Origin of the sequence: Streptomyces longwoodensis, assembly GCF_001514125.1 — a bacterium.
GTDB lineage: Bacteria > Actinomycetota > Actinomycetes > Streptomycetales > Streptomycetaceae > Streptomyces > Streptomyces longwoodensis.
The window spans coordinates 381,081-393,452 of the sequence record NZ_KQ948549.1 but is presented as its reverse complement, the minus strand read 5'-3'; the positions used below and the strand labels follow the sequence as shown (position 1 = coordinate 393,452).

The 12,372-nt window shown below is 73.9% G+C and carries 11 protein-coding genes; 7 read left to right on the top strand and 4 right to left on the bottom strand.

The window, feature by feature from the left end:
• The first annotated feature begins 245 nt into the window (after positions 1–245).
• Both AQJ30_RS01730 and AQJ30_RS01725 read left to right on the top strand, forming a co-directional pair.
• On the top strand, positions 246–599 hold the full coding sequence (locus AQJ30_RS01730) for a VOC family protein (RefSeq protein WP_067227894.1): 354 nt from the start codon (positions 246–248) through the stop codon (positions 597–599).
• An 87-nt stretch (positions 600–686) separates the two neighbouring features.
• Positions 687–1,091, top strand: a complete 405-nt coding sequence (locus AQJ30_RS01725; protein ID WP_067227892.1) for a MarR family winged helix-turn-helix transcriptional regulator — start codon at positions 687–689, stop codon at positions 1,089–1,091.
• A 21-nt stretch (positions 1,092–1,112) separates the two neighbouring features.
• Here the strand turns inward: AQJ30_RS01725 and AQJ30_RS01720 are convergent, their stop codons facing one another.
• The 3 genes from AQJ30_RS01720 to AQJ30_RS01710 form a co-directional block, all read right to left on the bottom strand.
• Positions 1,113–1,505, bottom strand: a complete 393-nt coding sequence (locus AQJ30_RS01720) for an SseB family protein (RefSeq protein WP_067227891.1) — start codon at positions 1,503–1,505, stop codon at positions 1,113–1,115.
• 167 nt (positions 1,506–1,672) lie between these two features.
• Positions 1,673–2,239 (bottom strand): cysteine hydrolase family protein, encoded by a 567-nt coding sequence (locus AQJ30_RS01715; RefSeq protein ID WP_067227889.1) that lies wholly within the window; start codon positions 2,237–2,239, stop codon positions 1,673–1,675.
• Positions 2,236–3,783: a purine-cytosine permease family protein gene (locus AQJ30_RS01710; RefSeq protein WP_067227887.1), complete on the bottom strand. Its 1,548-nt coding sequence runs from the start codon at positions 3,781–3,783 to the stop codon at positions 2,236–2,238. The genes AQJ30_RS01715 and AQJ30_RS01710 overlap by 4 nt, the downstream gene beginning before the upstream one ends.
• A gap of 130 nt (positions 3,784–3,913) precedes the next feature.
• Here AQJ30_RS01710 and AQJ30_RS01705 point away from each other — a divergent pair, with 130 nt between their 5' ends.
• Positions 3,914–4,228, top strand: coding sequence for a hypothetical protein (locus tag AQJ30_RS01705; protein WP_067227885.1), 315 nt, complete (start codon positions 3,914–3,916; stop codon positions 4,226–4,228).
• Between the two features lie 37 nt (positions 4,229–4,265).
• Here AQJ30_RS01705 and AQJ30_RS01700 read toward each other — a convergent pair whose 3' ends face one another.
• On the bottom strand, positions 4,266–5,054 hold the full coding sequence (locus AQJ30_RS01700) for an IclR family transcriptional regulator (protein ID WP_067227884.1): 789 nt from the start codon (positions 5,052–5,054) through the stop codon (positions 4,266–4,268).
• A 140-nt stretch (positions 5,055–5,194) separates the two neighbouring features.
• On the opposite strand from AQJ30_RS01700, the gene AQJ30_RS01695 reads away from it, so the two are divergent.
• From AQJ30_RS01695 to AQJ30_RS01680, 4 genes are all read left to right on the top strand, one after another.
• Positions 5,195–6,088: an AraC family transcriptional regulator gene (locus tag AQJ30_RS01695; RefSeq protein WP_067227882.1), complete on the top strand. Its 894-nt coding sequence runs from the start codon at positions 5,195–5,197 to the stop codon at positions 6,086–6,088.
• 452 nt (positions 6,089–6,540) lie between these two features.
• Entirely contained in the window at positions 6,541–6,807 is a 267-nt protein-coding gene (locus AQJ30_RS01690; RefSeq protein WP_067227881.1) for an acyl carrier protein, read from the top strand.
• The gene (locus AQJ30_RS01685; protein ID WP_067227879.1) at positions 6,791–7,648 is read left to right on the top strand and encodes a thioesterase domain-containing protein; all 858 of its coding nucleotides are present in this window, start codon (positions 6,791–6,793) and stop codon (positions 7,646–7,648) included. Before AQJ30_RS01690 ends, AQJ30_RS01685 begins: the two co-directional genes overlap by 17 nt.
• Before the next feature lie 394 nt (positions 7,649–8,042).
• A partial coding sequence (locus AQJ30_RS01680) for a type I polyketide synthase (RefSeq protein ID WP_159052280.1) occupies positions 8,043–12,372 on the top strand: 4,330 nt, incomplete at its 3' end.

The following is a 12,372-nucleotide window of genomic DNA, read 5'->3' as shown; positions in this document are numbered from 1 at the left end:
GTTCTCACTCTGGCGCAGGGGACGCCACGGTGTCCGGTACTCGCACCGCCTTGGCCGGGACAGGACGGGCCCGGCGACCGGTGCGCCGTGCCGCACCAGGTCGAGGAAGCCGGTGCCCGTGCCGGCGCCGGCACCCGTGTCCGGCAAGCGGTCAGGATCGGAGAAGCGGGCCGGGGGGTGCTCTGCCTAGCGTGGGGACCACCGGCCGCCGTGGCCGGTTCCCCGCAGGGACGAAGGAGCACGCGATGACCACCACCGGCGTTCAGACGATCATCTACCCCGTCAAGGACCGCGACCGTGCCCGGGAGCTGTTCCGTGCGCTGCTCGGCGTCGAGCCGTACGCGGACGAGCCGTACTACGTCGGCTTCAAGGCCGCCGGGCAGGACGTCGGCCTCGACCCCAGCGGGCACGCCAAGGGCATGACCGGTCCGGTCCCCTACTGGCACGTCACCGACCTCAGGGACCGGCTGGCGGCGCTGCTGGAGGGCGGCGCCGAGCTGCTGCAGGACGCCCAGGACGTGGGCAACGGCCGACTGATCGCGTCCGTGAAGGACACCGACGGCAACCTGATCGGGCTGCTCCAGGACCCGGAAGCCTGAGCGGGGCGGAACCGGTCCCTCAGTTCTCTTGCACCCGCACTAGTTGCACACTCAACGAGTGCCGCGAACGGTGTTACCGTCGGGTGTATGGGAGCAACGGCGGCCGGGGCGGGCCTCGAGGACCAGTGGCGGGACATCCTGTCGGTGCACGCGCGCACGATGTGCGAGATCGACCGCGTGCTGCACCCGCACGGCCTGGGCGCGAGCGACTTCGAGGTGCTCGACATCCTCGCCTCCGAGACGCCCCGCGAGGGCGACCAGTGCCGGGTGCAGAACCTGGTCGGGCGGGTGCACCTCAGCCAGAGCGCGCTGTCCCGGCTGATCGGCCGGCTGGAGAAGGAGGGCCTGGTCCAGCGCTCGGTGTGCGCGGAGGACCGGCGCGGGGTGTGGGTCGCCCTCACCCGCAGGGGCCGCGAGCTGCACGACGAGGTGCTCCCCCTGCAGCGGGGCGTCCTGGAACGCACGCTGCGGGAGCGGCCCCCGGGGCTCTGACGGACCGGTCGCGCCGCAGGATCAGCGGACCAGGAGGGTGCGCACTCCCTCCGAGGTGAGGGTCAGCCCGTGGTCGCCGGCCGCGTCGATGGTGAGCGACAGCTCGCCCTCGGGCCACTGCTCGGCGAGGGCACCCAGCGGGATCAGCCGGTAGCGGGAGACGTACGGCAGCAGCTCGGTCATCTCCCCCTCGGAGGTGAAGACCGGCACGACCGGTGCGCTGCCGGGCTGCTCCAGCACCGGCAGGGCGACCGCGGTGGGGTCGGAGGCGTCCTCGTCGGTGGTGTCGTCGGGCACCGGCACCAGCACCTCGCTGTGGGCGAGCGTGTCCAGTGCGGTGGAGTCCTCGGCGTCCTTGGCCAGCGCGTCCAGCGCCCGCCGGGCGGGGGAGACGTTGTTGGCGGGTGTGTCCATGGCAGGTCTTCCTGGTGGAGGCGGTCCTGCGGCCGGGTCCGGAACCAGGCCGTCCGGATGTCATCCGGCCTCGCGTACCCGGCACGGCACGGATCATTCCGGCGGACCGCCGCCGATCGCCCACCCGCGCGCGCTCCCACCAGACGGCAGCCCACCCGGACGGCCGCTCACCCGGACGGCCGGTCCGCTCCGGCCAGCAGCTCCGCCACGTCCGTGACCCGCACCAGCGGCCGGTACAGGTCCATCACCTCCAGGGCCCGGGTGTGCGCGGCGTCGTCCGCGCCGGCGCAGGCGTCGGCGGCCACCATGACCTCCACGCCCGCGTCGGCGGCGGCCAGTGCCGTGGACAGCACGCAGCAGTCGGTGCTGACCCCGGCGAGCACCAGGCGCCCTCCGGGAGCCACCCGCTCGGCGAGCCGCGGGCCCCACTTGCCGAAGGTCGGCGCGTCCATCACGTCCCGGGCCACGGCGGCGAACTCGTCCGTCAGCCGCCACAGGGGCGCGTCCGGCGGGCGCAGCGCGAACGGCCACCGGTCGTAGTAGGCCCGCCAGGCCCCGATGGGCTCGGCAGGGGCCAGGAAGCGGGTGAAGGTGACCCGGTCGGCGAAGGCCGGCAGCAGGCGTCGTACGCCCGCTGCCGCCTCCGCATAGCGGGGGGCCGCCCAGGGGCTCGTCGGGTCGGCGAAGACGTGCTGCATGTCGATCACGGCCAGGTGGGCCGGGGCGCCGGTCACGCGGGCACCTCCCCCGCGCCCGGCGCCTCCTGGGCGCGCACCCGGTGCCGGCCCAGGGCGAGCGTGCCGAGGAAGCCGAGGGCCAGGGCGGCGAGGACGCCGAGGTTGGCGTAGGCCCAGGAGCCGTCCTTGCCGCCGAGGCCGAACGGGCCGAGCAGGTAACCCTGCCAGGTCAGCCAGTCGGCGGAGGCGTTGGTGACCAGTCCCCAGCCGAGCGCGGTGGCGGCCAGGGTGAGCAGCAGCGGCAGGGCGGGGACGTCGCCGTAGCGGCCGCGGGGCCGGTAGAGGTCGGCCTCGTCGTAGTCGCGGCGGCGCAGCAGGAGGTCGGCGAGGACGATGCCGCACCAGGCGGCGACGGGCACGCCGAGGGTGGTCAGGAAGCCGGTGAACGGGCCGAGGAAGTCGTCGGCGAAGAACACGATGTACACCGATCCGGCGATCATCAGCACGCCGTCGACCAGCGCGGCGAGCGGGCGCGGGACGGGCAGCCCCGCGGACAGCAGGGCGAGGCCGGAGGAGTAGATGTCGAGGACCGCGCCGCCGACCAGGCCGAGCACCGCGACCACCGCGAACGGCACCAGGAACCAGGTCGGCAGGATCGTGGTGAGCGCGCCGACCGGGTCGGCCGCGACCGCCGTCGCGAGCTGTGGGGAGGAGCCCGCGAGCAGCAGGCCGAAGACCGTCAGCAGCAGCGGGGCGAGGCTCGCGCCGAAGGTCGTCCAGCCGGCCACGCCGACGCCGGAGGCGGAGCGCGGCAGATAACGGGAGTAGTCGGCGGCCGCGTTGACCCAGCCGAGGCCGAAGCCGGTCATCATGAACACCAGCGCGCCGACGAACTCCTGGGCGGAGCCGTCGGGGATCGCGGTGACCGCGCCGGTGTGGACGTGGTCGGCGACGAGGCCGACGTAGACGAGCGTCAACACGCCGGTGACCACGGTGATGACCGTCTGCAGACGCATGATCAGGTCGAAGCCCATCACCCCGCCGGCGACGGTGAGCGCGCCGACCACGACCAGCGCGACGACCTTGGTGCCGGTGCCGCCGCCCCAGCCGAGCCGGTCGAACACGGTGGCCGTGGCGAGCGAGGCGAGCGCGACGAGGACGGTCTCCCAGCCGACGGTGAGCGTCCAGGAGAGCGCCGCGGGCAGCCGGTTGCCGCGCACCCCGTACGCGGCGCGGCTGAGGACCATCGTCGGCGCGGATCCGCGCTTGCCCGCGACGGCGACGAGGCCGCACAGCAGGAACGAGAAGACGATGCCGAGCACGGCGGCGAGCAGGGCCTGCCGGAAGGAGATGCCGAACCCCAGGGCGAACGCGCCGTAACTCAGCCCGAACACCGAGACGTTCGCCCCGAACCAGGGCCAGAACAGGGTGCGCGGGCTGCCCTTGCGCTCGGCCTCGGCGATGACGTCGAGGCCGTGGGTCTCCACCTGGAGCGCACGGTCCCGTGGCGGGGCGCCGGTGCGCCCGGGCGCCGGGGCCGGGGATCCGCCGTCGGGGTGCGTGGCTCTGTCGGGGTCCGTGGCTCTGTCGGGGTCCGTCATCGTCGTCCGCCTGTCCTGTCCGGGGTGAATACCGGGGCGCATGTGGTTACCCGGTTCAGTCCTACCCGACCCGGTGCCCGGTGATCCCCGTCGCGGAGCGCCGGGCCCCACGACGACAGGAGTGTGCGCCATGGTGCGCAGGACGACGGACGACGGGCTCATGGATCCGGCGGCGCTCGCGGCGCCACCGGACGACGCCGGCCGCGGGCACAGCGACTGGACCGACCGGCACGAGCGGGTCCTCGGGGCGCTGACCACCGCGGAGGAGGAAGGGGGCGGCGAGGCCGTCCACTTGGAGGAGATCGCCCGGCGGGCGGGCCTCGGTGAGGACGAGACCCGCCAGCTGCTGCACGACCTGGTCCGCGTGCACCGCATGGCCACGGAGCTGGCCGGCAGCGACCGCCCGGACCTGGGACCCCGCTACGAGACGACGCCCCGGTTCTGACCGGGCACGCCGCGGCGGGGCCCGGTCGCGCTGTCCGTCACGCGCCCAGCTCCGCCGGCCGGACCCCCTCCGTCCGCAGGGCGCGGGAGATCATCGTGGCCGCCGCGTGGACGGGTCCGGCGACCTTGGCCGGCTGGACGAGCCGGACGGGGCCGATGACACCGACCGCCGCGATCACCGCGCCCCGGGCGTCCCGCACCGGAACGGCGAAGCCGCCGCGGCCCGGGGCGAACGCGCCGTGCACCAGCGCGCTGCCCTCCCGCCGCACCTTGGCGAGGCACCTGGTGAGCGTCGGGCCGTCGGTGACCGTCTTCGGGGTGTAGGCCCGCAACGGGCCCGCGCACACCTCGTGCTGCACCAGTGAACCGGCGTGCGCGAGCAGCGTCAGGCCCAGGGCGGTGGCGTGCAGCGGCACCCGGCGGCCCGGAGCGTCGTAGGGGCCCGGGTCGGGTTCGCTGGAGACGAAGGTGAGGCACACGGCCTCCCGGCCGTCGCGGACGGCGACGGTGGTGACGCCCCCGGTCTGCCGTTGCAGGCCGATGAGGTGGGGCTGGGCCGTCTCGGCCAGGGTGGAGGCGCGCGGCGCGAGGACCGCCGTCTCCCACAGGCGCAGCCCGATGCTGTAGCCGCCCTCCGCGGATCTCTCCAGGGCACCCCAGCCGTGGAGCTTGTTCACGATGCGGTGGACGGTGGCGACGGGCAGCCCCGAACGCCTGCTGATGTCGCTGAGTGACAGGGTGCGGTTGTCCCGGTCGAAGGCGCCGAGGATGCTGAGCGTCCGGTCGACGACTGAGCGCTCCGGCGGGGCGGAGTGGGGAGTGGTCATCCCGTTCAGATTCCCTTCACCTTCATGTTCTCGGTGGTGCTGTCAGGTGCGTGCTGCCTCCGGATTCGAGCTGTATTCGGGCGACCACCCCTATCATTGAAGCCTCAAGTGGCCAATGAAAGGTCGATTCCGGAACGCCCATGGTCGATTTCGCATCGTTACCCCTGCCCGTGTTCCCCTACGTCCCGGCTTGGCGTTCCGGTCTCGACCTCGCGATGACGACCCTGCGGGAGTTGCGCGACCAGGGTTCGGTGCGCGCCCTCGCCTCGCCCCACCGCCTCGACTTCCACCAGATCCTCGTGGTCACCGCGGGGTCCGGCAGCTTCGCCGTCGACTCCAGCCGCTTCGAGTGCCGTACCGGCACCCTGGTCTGGACCCGGCCCAACCAGGTGATCGAGTTCTCCCCCCGGACGGACATGGACGCCGACGTCATCATGTTCACCGAGACCTTCCCCCTGCACCTGAGCGCCCGCGTGGGCATGCTCGACGACGTGCTGCGCCCCACGCACTGGCAGCTCCACGGCTCCGAACTCCTCGCGTTCCGGCGGGTGGTGTGCCTGCTGCGGGAGGAGTTCCAGCGGCCCGACCAGGGCCTGGGCGAGGAACTGCTCAAGCACCTGCTGGCCGTCGCCATGCTGCACATCGACCAGATGTGCCGCCGGCGCCACAAGGAGCCGGGCACCGGCGTCAGCGGCGAACAGGGCGAACTGTTCCTCCGGTTCCGCCGCGAACTCGACCGCTCCTACGCCGTCACCCGCCTCGTGGAGGACTACGCCGCCGCCCTCAACTGCAGTACGCGCGCGCTGTCCCGGGCCTGTCGCGCCGTCGCCGGCACCTCCGCCAAGGACGTGATCGACTCCCGGGTCGCCCTGGAGGCGCGCCGGCTGCTCGGCCACACCGACCTGCCCATCGGGGCGATCGCGCGACGGCTGGGGTTCTCCGAGGTCACCAACTTCGGCAAGTTCTTCACCCGCCGGGTCAACATGACACCGGGGGCCTTCCGGCGTGAGGCACGGGCGGCCCAGGCGCGGTAGGCGGGGCCCCGTGCGCCCCCGGCCGTAACACGGAATTCTTTCCACTCTTCGGAAGGGCTGTTGTTCGGGATTCGGCGCGGTGGCAAGACTGTGGCTGCGTGCTTCGGGCGACCACTCCGACGGCACGGCAGACGTGCGGACCCACAAGTCCGTACCAATCCACCGATCGACGAGGATCGACCGTACAGCGTATGACCTACTGACGAGTTGTTATTTCCGGCGGGGTACCGCGATTCCCGGAAAGCGGAGCATCGGCCGCGTTCCCCGCCCCTTTTTCCGGCCCGGAACTCACTCGTTCCGGGTCGCGCGCCGGTCCGGCCGAATGCCCTCGGCCGGGCTTCCCCCGGCGTGCCGTGACCCCCGCCGCCGGCCCTCGCCGCGCGGTGTGCGGGCACCACCATTCGCACGGTTCGGGGCCGGCTCCGCCGCGCCCCCGGGAAGGACGACGCATCATGGCCGCAGTGACCCCCGACGAGGCCGAGACCTGGCTGATCGAGAAGATCGCCCACCGGCTAGGCGTGGACCCCTCCGAGGTCTCCCGCGAGGTGTACTTCGACGAGCTGGACCTGGACTCCACCGAAGCGCTCATCCTGGCAGGCGAGTTGGAGAACTGGCTGGGCTTCGAGCTGAGCACCACCACGCTCTGGTACCACCCGACCGTCAAGGACCTGGCCGCGTACCTGGCCGAGGAGAGCACGCAGCGTGCGGCCGCCGCGTGAGCTGCGCCCCCCGGTGGTCCGGCGGTTCCGGGACGCCGCACCCGGCGGGCACACGGTCTGGTTCGTCCACCCCGGGGCCCTGGCCCCCACGGTGTACCGGGCACTGGCCGGGGCGCTCCCGGAGGGCGACGGGCTGACCGTGCTCGACCTGGGCGCGGTCCCGGAGTACGCCGAGGCGGCGCTGACCGGGGGCCGGGCGGCGACAACCGTGGCCGGGCTGGCCGAGCGGCTGCTGGCGGCCATGGATCCGCAGCCGGACCCGTACACCCTCGCGGGCTGGTCGTTCGGAGGTGTGCTGGCCGTGGCGATGGCCGACGCGCTGCCGGCCGAGCGGCGTCCGGCGCGGCTCGTGCTGCTCGACAGCATCGCGCCCACCGAGGAGTACAAGCAGCCCGACGACGCGCTCGAACCGGGGCTGCTGCTCGACTGGTTCAGCATGTACCTGGGCGCCAAGCGCGGCCGCCCGGTCCGGCTCGCCCCCGGCGCGCTGGACGGCCGGTCGGTCGACGAGGGCCTCCCGGTCGTCCTGGACGCCGCGGTCGCCTCCGGCGCGCTGCTGCCCGACACCCCGCTGCCGGGGCTGCGCAAGCTCTACGACACCTACGTCGACGGGCTGTTGCGCAACAACCGGCTCACCGCGCCCCACCGGGCCACCCCCGCTCCCCTGCCCGTGGTGCTGGTCAAGGCCGAGCGCAGTCTGATCCCGGGCGACGACACGCTCGGCTGGCTGCCGCTCGCGCCGCACGGCCTGACCGTGCACCGGTGCCCGGGCGACCACTACACGATGCTCGACCACCCTGACGCGGTGGACACGATCGCCCGACTGCTGCGGGGCGCGTAGCCGCCCGCGGGGGTGTCCGCCCACCGCCCCGCGGGGCGGGGGTGCGCCGGATCGGGCCCCGGCGGGAGCCGTCCTGGCCGGTGCCGTCGCGGCCGGAGCCGTCCTGGCGGTGCCGGCCTCGTCGGCACACCTGCTCGCGCCGGCATCCCAAGCCTGGCACGCCCGAGGCCGGCGCACCTGTTCGCGCCGGCACCCCCAGGACCGGTCCCCTCGTCGGGCCGCGTCCGCGCAGATCGTCGTCCGTCCTGGGCGGCGCCCGACACCGGGACCGGTGCCGAACAGGCACGGTCGTCCGGGTGGGCGCCGGCCCGTTCACCCTTGCGCGTCACCCGCAGGGCCCCGAACCGACCAGGGACCGTCAGCGGTCCCGCCGTCCGACCAAGAGAGCCTCGCCGTGAACGCTTCGCACGCATCCGACCTCGACCGCCGGCTGGCCCGCGACCCGATCGCGATCGTCGGCCTGTCCGCCCTGTACCCCAAGTCGCGCGACCTGCGCGAGTTCTGGGCGAACGTGGTCTCCGCCGCCGACTGCATCGAGGACGTCCCCGCGACCCACTGGGACGTGTCGGAGCACTACGACTCCGACCCCTCCGCGCCCGACAAGACGTACTCCAAGCGCGGCGGCTTCATCCCCACCGTCCCGTTCAACCCGCTGGAGTTCGGGCTGCCGCCCAACACCCTCGAGGTCACCGACGTCCTGCAGCTGCTCAGCCTGGTCGTCGCCCGTGACCTGCTCAAGGACGCGGGCGCCGACCAGGACTGGTACGACGCCTCGCGCACCGGCGTCGTCCTGGGCGTGACCGGCGCCAACCAGCTCACCCAGCCGCTGTCGGCCCGGCTGCAGACCCCGGTCCTCAAGGAGGTCGTGCGCTCCTGCGGCCTCACCGAACGGGACGCCGAGGAGATCGCGGAGAAGTTCAAGCTGGCCTTCGCTCCCTGGGAGGAGAACTCCTTCCCCGGCATGCTGGGCAACGTCGTGGCCGGCCGCATCGCCAACCGCCTCGACCTCGGCGGCACGAACATGACGATCGACGCGGCCTGCGCCAGTTCCCTGGGCGCGGTCAAGGCCGCGGTGAGCGACCTGCTGGAGCGCCGCGCGGACACGATGCTGGTGGGCGGCTGCGACGCCGAGAACACCATCTTCATGTACCTGTGCTTCAGCAAGACGCCCGCGTTCTCCAAGTCCGGGCTGATCCGCCCGTTCGACGCGGACGCCGACGGCACGCTCATCGGCGAGGGCATCGGCATGCTGGCGCTGCGCCGCCTCTCCGACGCCGAGCGGGACGGCAACCGGATCTACGCCGTGCTGCGCGGCATCGGCTCCTCCAGCGACGGCCGGTTCAAGTCGATCTACGCGCCGCGCAAGGAAGGCCAGATGACGGCCCTGCGCCGGGCCTACGAGGACGCCGACGTCTCCCCCGACTCCATCGAGCTGTTCGAGGCCCACGGCACAGGCACCGCGGTCGGCGAGGCGACCGAGCTGTCGGCCCTGTCGGCGGTGGTGTCCGAGAGCGGCGAGGAGAAGCAGTACGCCGCGGTCGGCAGCGTCAAGTCGCAGATCGGGCACACCAAGGCGGCCGCCGGCGCGGCCGGCATGATCAAGCTGGCCCTGGCCCTGCACCACAAGCTGCTCCCGCCGACCATCAACGTCGAGCGGCCCAACCCGGCGATCGACTGGGAGAACAGCCCCTTCTACGTCAGTTCCCGCACCCGCCCCTGGATCCGCGACCCGCGCCGGCCGCGGCGCCGGGCAGCGGTGTCGTCGTTCGGCTTCGGCGGCACCAACTTCCACGTCGTCCTGGAGGAGCACGGCGACGGCGACGACCTGCGGGTGATGTTCCCGGTGAGCCGGGTGCACCTGTGGCACGAGCCCGACGTGGACGCGCTGGCACGGGCCGTGGAGCAGGGCGCCGAGCCGCGCACCACGCCCGCCCCGGCGGGACACCCGCGACTGGCGCTCGTCGCCCGGTCCGACGCCGAGCTGGCCGAGCTGCGCGCCCTGGCCGTGGCCCAGTTGCGCGCCCGGCCGACGGCGGACGCCTGGTCGCACCCCAAGGGCATCCACTTCCGCGCCGCCGCCGCGCCGACCGGCAAGGTCGCCGCGCTGTTCGCCGGCCAGGGCAGCCAGTACGTCGAGCCCGGCCGCACCGCCGTGCTCGCGCTGCCCCCGCTGCGCGCCGCCTTCGACGCCGCCAACGCCGCCTTCGGACAGGACGGACTCCCGCTGTCCCGGGTGGCGTTCCCGCCTCCCGCGTTCGACGAGGCGACGCGCACCGCGCAGGAGGGCGCGCTGCGCCGCACCGAGTACGCCCAGCCCGCGATCGGCGCGCTGGCCGCCGGCCACTACCGCTACCTGACGGAACTCGGCTTCGACGCCGACGGGTTCCTCGGGCACAGCTTCGGCGAGCTGGCCGCGCTGTGGGCGGCCGGTGCCCTCGACGACGCCACCTACTTCGCGCTGGCCCGGGCCCGGGGCGCGGCGATGGCGCCGCCCGCGGAGACCGGCTTCGACCCGGGCGCCATGGCCGCGGTCACCGCCTCCCCCGAGCGGGTCGAGCAACTTCTTTCCGCGCATGCCGAGTTGGTGGTGTGCAACCGGAACGCCCCGGACCAGATCGTGGTCGGCGGCGCCACCGACGCCGTCGAGCGGTTCGTCGCCGCCGCCGGTGCGGCGGGCGTGCGCGCGCTGCGGCTGCCGGTCTCGGCGGCGTTCCACACGCCGTTCGTGGGACACGCGGTCGAGGCGTTCGGACGGGCCGTCGCGGACGCCGAGATCCGCGAGCCGCGCCGCCCCGTCTACGCCAACTCGCCCGGGGCGTCGTACGGTTCCGACGTCGCGTCCAACCGCCGCACCTTGGTGGACCAGCTGGTCAAGCCCGTGGAGTTCGCCGAGCGGGTCGAGGAGATGTACGCGGCGGGCTTCCGCACGTTCGTCGAGTTCGGCCCGAAGAACGTGCTGACCAAGCTGGTCGACCGCATCCTCGGTGAGCGCGAGCACTTCGCTGTCCGGCTGGACCCGGGGAGCGAGGGCGACGCCGACCTCACGCTGAAGCGCGCGGTGGCCGAACTCGCCGTCCTGGGGCTTCCGTTGGAGACCACCGACCGGTACGTCGCCGAGCCGCCCGTCGAGGAGCCCGTCAAGGGCATGACCGTGCCGCTCAACGGCATCAACCACGTTCCCGAGGCCCGCCGGGCCGCCTACCGGGACGCGCTGGAGAACGGTTACCGGATCGAGCGGCCCGCCGTGGTGTCCTCTGCGGCCACGGTGTCCTCACCCGCCGAGGTGTCCGTGGCCGCCGCCTCCCCCGCTCCCACCTCGCCGGTCCCCGCCGCCGAGCGGTCCGCGCCCTCCGTGGAGGTCGCCGTACCCGCCCCGGCACCGGCCGCGACCACGGCCCAGCCCCTGGCGACGGCCGCCGTCGCCCAGCGACCGGAGAGCGCGCAGGCCCCGGCCCCCGCGGCGCACGCCGCCCCCGCCGACGTACTGGAGAGCGAACTCGTGGAAGACGAACAGCCCACCCCCGCGCCCGATCGGCTCTCCTCGCTGATCGCCGACCACCTGGCGCTCCACGACGACTACCTGCACGGCCAACTGGCCAGCGCCCAGCGCATGATGGGACTGCTGGAGCGCGCCGACGAGCAGGGCCGCGTCGACGCGGTGCTCCCCGGTGTGGCCTCGGTCAAGGAGCACGGGCTGGCCATCGGGCGCACGCACCTGCGGGCCAACGAGATCCTGCGGGAGATGGCCGCGCTGGAGATCGGCGCGCTGACGGAGTCCGCGCCCGGGGCGCCGGCCGTCCAGGAGGCCCCCGCGGCACCGGTCGCGCTGCCGGCCGCTCCGAGCGCTCCGGTCACCCCGGCCGTTCCCGCCGTTGCGCCGACGCCGGCGCCGATCGAGCAGGCGGCACCGGCCGCACCGGCGGCTCCCGCCACCCCCGCTCCGGCTCCGGCCCCCTCGGCCCGCCCCGAGGCCGTGGTCCCGCAGACCCCGGCGGCGCCGATTGCCCCGGCCGCCCCCCAGGGCCCGTCCGACGACGCGCGCCCCGACCACGGCACGTCGGCGACGGGCGCCTCGGCCGACGAGGTCGCCGCCGCCCTGCTCGACGTCGTGTCGCAGAAGACCGGCTACCCGGCGGAAATGCTCGACCTCGGCATGGACGTGGAGGCGGACTTGGGCATCGACTCCATCAAGCGCGTCGAGATCATGGGCGTCCTCCAGGAACAGTTCCCCAGCCCCACCCCCGTCGGCCCCGAACAGCTCGGTGAACTGCGCACGCTCGGTGAGATCGTGGACTTCGTGCTGAGCCTCGGCGGCTCGACCGCGCGGGCTCCCCACGCCGCCCCGGCCACGGTCACCGTCGGTGCCACCGCCACCGCGACGGCCGCCCCCGCGCGAGCCGGCTTCAGCACGGCCGCCGTCACCTCCGCGCTGCTCGGCATCGTGGCGCAGAAGACCGGCTACCCGGCGGAGATGCTGGAGCTCGGCATGGACGTCGAGGCCGACCTCGGCATCGACTCCATCAAGCGCGTCGAGATCATGGGCGTCCTCCAGGAACAGTTCCCCAGCCCCACCCCCGTCGGCCCCGAACAACTCGCCGAACTCCGCACCCTGAACGAGATCGTGGGCTTCGTCCTGGAGCTCGGCGGCACCGGCCCGGCGGACGCGGCACACGAGCCCGCGGCCACCACGGCCGCGCCGGCCGCCGCCACCGCCACCTCCGCGG

Excerpts from the sequence above, each read along its gene's own strand:
- AQJ30_RS01730 (WP_067227894.1), top strand. The coding sequence starts at position 246 with ATGACCACCACCGGCGTTCAGACGATCATCTACCCCGTCAAGGACCGC.
- AQJ30_RS01725 (WP_067227892.1), top strand. The coding sequence starts at position 687 with ATGGGAGCAACGGCGGCCGGGGCGGGCCTCGAGGACCAGTGGCGGGAC.
- AQJ30_RS01720 (WP_067227891.1), bottom strand. The coding sequence starts at position 1,505 with ATGGACACACCCGCCAACAACGTCTCCCCCGCCCGGCGGGCGCTGGAC.
- AQJ30_RS01710 (WP_067227887.1), bottom strand. The coding sequence starts at position 3,783 with ATGACGGACCCCGACAGAGCCACGGACCCCGACAGAGCCACGCACCCC.
- AQJ30_RS01705 (WP_067227885.1), top strand. The coding sequence starts at position 3,914 with ATGGTGCGCAGGACGACGGACGACGGGCTCATGGATCCGGCGGCGCTC.
- AQJ30_RS01700 (WP_067227884.1), bottom strand. The coding sequence starts at position 5,054 with ATGACCACTCCCCACTCCGCCCCGCCGGAGCGCTCAGTCGTCGACCGG.
- AQJ30_RS01695 (WP_067227882.1), top strand. The coding sequence starts at position 5,195 with ATGGTCGATTTCGCATCGTTACCCCTGCCCGTGTTCCCCTACGTCCCG.
- AQJ30_RS01690 (WP_067227881.1), top strand. The coding sequence starts at position 6,541 with ATGGCCGCAGTGACCCCCGACGAGGCCGAGACCTGGCTGATCGAGAAG.